The organism is Arthrobacter sp. Bi26, from assembly GCF_918697925.1.
In the GTDB taxonomy this organism is placed as follows: Bacteria; Actinomycetota; Actinomycetes; order Actinomycetales; family Micrococcaceae; genus Arthrobacter.
The window spans coordinates 1-3,314 of the sequence record NZ_CAKKMF010000182.1 but is presented as its reverse complement, the minus strand read 5'-3'; the positions used below and the strand labels follow the sequence as shown (position 1 = coordinate 3,314).

Genomic DNA, 3,314 nt, shown 5'->3' with positions numbered 1-3,314 from the left:
CAAAACGTCACCGCATGGAACCCGGCAGACTCGGCGGCGAGCACGGCGCCGCGGAGGTGTTCCGGGGCCAGCAAGGACGCGGGTGCTGTGCGGGAAACCCGCCGCGCGGCCGGGTGGCTGCCGGCGCCGTCGATCTCCAGCAGCAGCAGGCCGTGTCCCAGGGGCCCGTGGTGGGCGGGAGGTGTGCTCATGATGCGTCCTGTCGTTCGTAGGGGATCTGTTCGCCGGCTTCGATGGCCACCGGCAGGCGGTTCTCGGCCGGCGGCAGCGGGCAGGTGGCGAGATCCGTGTAGGCGCACGGCAGGTTCACCGCCCGGTTGAAGTCGAGCCAGACTGCGCCGTCGGCGCCCGGAGCCGGCACGGTGAGGGAACGGTTGGCCGCGTAGGTGCTCTTGCCCGACGTCGCGTCCGTGAAGAGCACCGTCAGCGTGCCCGGCGTGTGGCCGTTGAAGGCGGTGAGGCTCAGGTCCTTACTGCGGAGCCGGAAACGGATTTCCCCCGGGGCCTCGTAGACGTGGTGGATTCCTTCGACCGCCGCGCCCACGGTGGTGGGACGCGGTTCGGCGAACGGGATGAATATTCCTGAAATGGCATATTCGGGGGTTGGGGCGTAGGCGGGTGTCCCGCGGTAGCCGGTGAGCAGCGGGTTCAGGGGATGCCGCGGCCGCACCACATAGCGGCCGCCGCGTTTGGCGAGCTCGATCACGGTATGACCGGCGCCGGCATCTTCCACGCGCAGATTCAGGCCTTCGCGCTCGGGAATCGGGCCCAGGAACACCGTGGCTCCGATCCCGTCGGCGTTCAGTTCCTGCCCGTCGCGCAGGACGCGTTCGCCTGCCCGCAAATCCAGGCGAACAATGTCGTCCTCTACGCTCCACGTGCCCGGCGCGCCGTCCAGGCGGGCGGGCGAGGAGGCGAGCCAGTGCAGGTGGGTGACGGCGAGGAAGCCGTGGTGGTCGGCGCGGTGGCGTTCGTGCGCGGCATGCCAGTCCGCCCATGCGGCCTGGAATTCCGGGTCGGGACTGCGGCCCGGACTGCGGTCCGGACTGGTCCGGTGGTCCTGGCTGCCGGCGGCCTGGAATTCCGGGTCGGAGCGGCCGTCGGTGTCAGTGGGTGTAGACATGGGAGCTCCTGTGGTTGGTGTGGTCGGCTGTGACGCGGGCGGCGGCGTCGGGTTCGGTGGCGCCGCCGGTGTTGCCGGTGAGGCTGGCCTGCGGGCGGCCCGCGTAGGGGTCGCCGTCGGCCCAGAGGGTGGTGGGCGCGGCGGCGCGGACGGCCGGAATGACCTCGAGGGCGAACCGCTCCAGGATTTCCAGCTGCTGGTCGAAGGGCAGCGTGGTGGGCAGCGAGATGGACTGCAGGTCGTGGCCGTAGAGCGCGTGGTAGCTGAGGATCTTGTCGATCACGTGCTCCGCGCTGCCCACCAGGGCGGGGCCTTCGGCGACGGCGTGGTCGATGTCCCGGTAGGGGGAGTTGTTGCCGGGAACATTCCTGCCGGTGGTGAGGGCCTCGTAGACCGGGCCGAACTGCCGCTTGGCCTCCTGCGTGGTGTCCGCGATGAACACCCCGCCGGCGCCCGATCCGGAGCCAAGGTACTGGTGCCGGGGATCGTGGCCGTGGCGTGCATATTCCTCGCGGTAGTGGTCGATGAGGACTTTGTAGTTTTCCCGCGGCTGGATCGCGTTGGCCGTGAACAGCGGATCGCCCCACTGCGCCGCGAGGGCCGCCGAGGCCAGGCTCGTGGCGGAACCGTGCCAGACGCGCGGCGCGCCGGCGAAGGGCCGGGGCGTGGTGGTGGTGGGCTCTGTCAGCGCGGTGCGGAACGTCCCGGACCAGGTGATGTTCTCTTCGGTCCAGAGCCGGCGGAGCAGGCCGTATTTCTCCGCGAGGAGCTCCCATTGATCCGCCAGGTCAAGGCCGAACAGCGGGTACTGCAGCACCTCATTGCCCTTGCCGATCACCAGTTCCAGCCGGCCGCGGCTCAGCTGGTCGATCGTGGCGTAGTCCTCCGCGACCCGCACCGGGTCCAGCACGGACAGTACCGTCACGCCGCTCTGCAGCCGGATCCTGGTGGTCACTGCGGCGATGGCGGCGAGCACGGTGGTGGGGGAGGAGGAGATGAACTCGCCCGCGTGGCGTTCCCCGACCGAGAAGCTGTCGTAGCCGAGTTCCTCTGCCCGGCGCGCGGTTTCCACCACTTGGTTGAGCCGGTCCGCGGTGGAGACGATTGCCCCGGTGACGGGGTTCTTCAGGTGCGGGATGATGTCGAGGACCTGGAACTTCACGGTGTTTTTCCTGCCTCTGTTTTCCCTGCGGGGGCGGTACCGAAGTTGGCCTCGGTGACGGTCGTGGACTCGGGCAGGGCTTCTTCGGAGAGTCCCCAGCGGTCCAGGACCTTGGCGTAGGAGCCGTCCTTGATCGCGGAGTTCAGTGCGTCCGTGATGGCCGGGGCCAGGCCGTTGCCCTTGAGCGTGGTGGCCGCGACCAGGGTCTCGGAGGGCCATCCGGCGTTGACCTTGCCCACCACTTTGAGGTCGTCGCGGGTGTTTTCCCGGTACGTGACGGACGGGTAGGGTGCGAGGTTCAGGTCGGTGCGGCCGGAGGACAGCGCCAGGATGGTGTCGGCGTCGGAGGAGTAGTACTGCAGCACCGCCGGTGTCTTGCCCTTGGCCTCCAGTTCCTTGTTCCAGGCGATCAGGATCTTCTCCTGGTTGGTGCCCGAGCCCACCGAGATCTTCAGGCCGGAGATGTCGGCGGAGTCCTTGATGTTGTAGCTGGAGCTCTTCTTCGCCTCGAAGCCCATGTACGCGGCGCGGTAGGTGGAGAAGTCGAAGAGCTTCACGCGGGCGGCGTTGATGCCCACATTGGAGAACACGGCCTCGAAGTCGCCGGACTGGGTCTTCAGGGGCCAGTTCTCCCAGGAGGTCACCTGGACATCCAGGTCCAGGCCCAGCTTGTCGGCGGCCAGCTGGGCCAGGTCCACCTCGACGCCGATCGGGGTCTTGTCGTCGGTGGCATGGAAGGACAGCGGAATCGCGCCCGCCGTCGTGGCCACGGTCAGCTTGCCGTCCTTGCCGATCAGCGCGGGGACTTTCGCGGCCAGGGCCGCGTCCTTCTCGGTCCTGATGCGCTGCTGGTCCGGCGAGGTGTTGTAGACGACGCCGTTGCGTGCCGCCGTCGTGGCCGGTTGCCCGCCGGCAGCCGCTGAGGCGCCGGGATCTGCGCAAGCACTCAGCGCCAGCGTGCCGGACAGGGTGCCGATGAGGACGACGGCGGGGAACGCCGCAGGCTTCCGCCGGGGACCAGTATTGGGA

General features: G+C 68.9%; 3 protein-coding genes and 1 pseudogene. All 4 read right to left on the bottom strand.

All coding sequences use genetic code 11. The features are described 5' to 3' along the window. Nucleotides 1–191 (bottom strand): annotated as a pseudogene (locus LQV16_RS23230) (nitrilotriacetate monooxygenase); the annotation flags it as partial. After that, the gene (locus tag LQV16_RS23225) at nucleotides 188–1,123 is read right to left on the bottom strand and encodes a DUF1684 domain-containing protein (RefSeq protein ID WP_229996186.1); all 936 of its coding nucleotides are present in this window, start codon (nucleotides 1,121–1,123) and stop codon (nucleotides 188–190) included. The gene LQV16_RS23225 and the pseudogene LQV16_RS23230, both read right to left, overlap by 4 nt. Continuing rightward, nucleotides 1,107–2,285: an LLM class flavin-dependent oxidoreductase gene (locus LQV16_RS23220; RefSeq protein WP_229996185.1), complete on the bottom strand. Its 1,179-nt coding sequence runs from the start codon at nucleotides 2,283–2,285 to the stop codon at nucleotides 1,107–1,109. The genes LQV16_RS23225 and LQV16_RS23220 overlap by 17 nt, the downstream gene beginning before the upstream one ends. After that, nucleotides 2,282–3,262, bottom strand: a complete 981-nt coding sequence (locus LQV16_RS23215) for an ABC transporter substrate-binding protein (protein ID WP_229996187.1) — start codon at nucleotides 3,260–3,262, stop codon at nucleotides 2,282–2,284. The genes LQV16_RS23220 and LQV16_RS23215 overlap by 4 nt, the downstream gene beginning before the upstream one ends. Nucleotides 3,263–3,314: the final 52 nt, after the last annotated feature.

Bases quoted from the DNA above. Each gene is read 5' to 3' on its own strand.
- LQV16_RS23225 (WP_229996186.1), bottom strand. From the start codon at position 1,123: ATGTCTACACCCACTGACACCGACGGCCGCTCCGACCCGGAATTCCAG.